Below are 874 nucleotides of genomic sequence, written 5' to 3'. Positions count from 1 at the left end.
TTTTGCTTCGCTTGCCTCGCCAGCTTTAGCAGCTAATTCAGCAAGTTTTTTAGCTTCCTGCTCTGATATCCCTTTATCTTCAACATAATACTTGACCTGTAATTGACGTCTTACTACGTCATCCTTCGCTCCAGCCATTTCAATTTCACGTTCAAGCGTCTTTTTCATGTCAGCGCCAGCATCTGACCATTCAACTTTCAGGCTTGCTGAATTGAACTTTTGTTTTGCTTTTGTGGCTCCGTCAAGGTCAAGCCCGTAAGCGCGAAGTGCTGCTCCGGCATTAGGTAGCAAAGTACTCGCCTCTCGCTTTAGCAGCTCCTCGCCCTGCAACAATTCCCCGTTTAACTTCGCTTGCGCTGCACTGATAAAATTCACAGTCTTGCTTCTGTCATTTTGCACGCGCTCAAGATTGGCTTCTGCTTTTGCTAATTTTCTGGATATTATTTCGAGGTTCTCCTGGGTACTGCCAAAGTGTAATACCCCATCAGAATATGCTTTGTATGCTGTTTTGAGATTTTTAACCTCCTGCTCTGCAGAGCGCTGAGCATCCGTCAGAACTTCGAGCTCGTCCCTGGCATCTGCTATTTTTGCTGCCAGTTCGGTGCGAGACATTTTATCCATGCTGGCACGCAATTCATTTAGTGAATCAGCAAACTCTTGTGCTGATCTTTTTGCTTCTTCAGCTTTTTGGAAAAAATAATACACAGCGGCTCCGGCCAACATCGCAGCACCAACCGGTCCACCAATCAAGGATAGAGCTTTGCTTGCCAACCCACTTGCAACGTTAAGTCTGTTCTGTGCCGCAGCGAGACTATTTGTAGCTGCGGTTTCCTGCTGTGTTAATCCTGTTATTACTGCTGAGTTTACTGCCAAT

At 46.0% G+C, this 874-nt stretch carries 1 protein-coding gene; it reads right to left on the bottom strand.

Going from position 1 to position 874, the window contains the following annotated elements; translation table 11 throughout:
* A partial coding sequence (locus HMPREF3119_RS19665; RefSeq protein WP_305777630.1) for a phage tail tape measure protein occupies positions 1-874 on the bottom strand: 874 nt, incomplete at both ends.

This window comes from Morganella sp. HMSC11D09 (assembly GCF_001807955.1).
In the GTDB taxonomy this organism is placed as follows: Bacteria; Pseudomonadota; Gammaproteobacteria; order Enterobacterales; family Enterobacteriaceae; genus Morganella; species Morganella morganii.
This window is presented reverse-complemented; position numbering and strand designations above follow the sequence as displayed.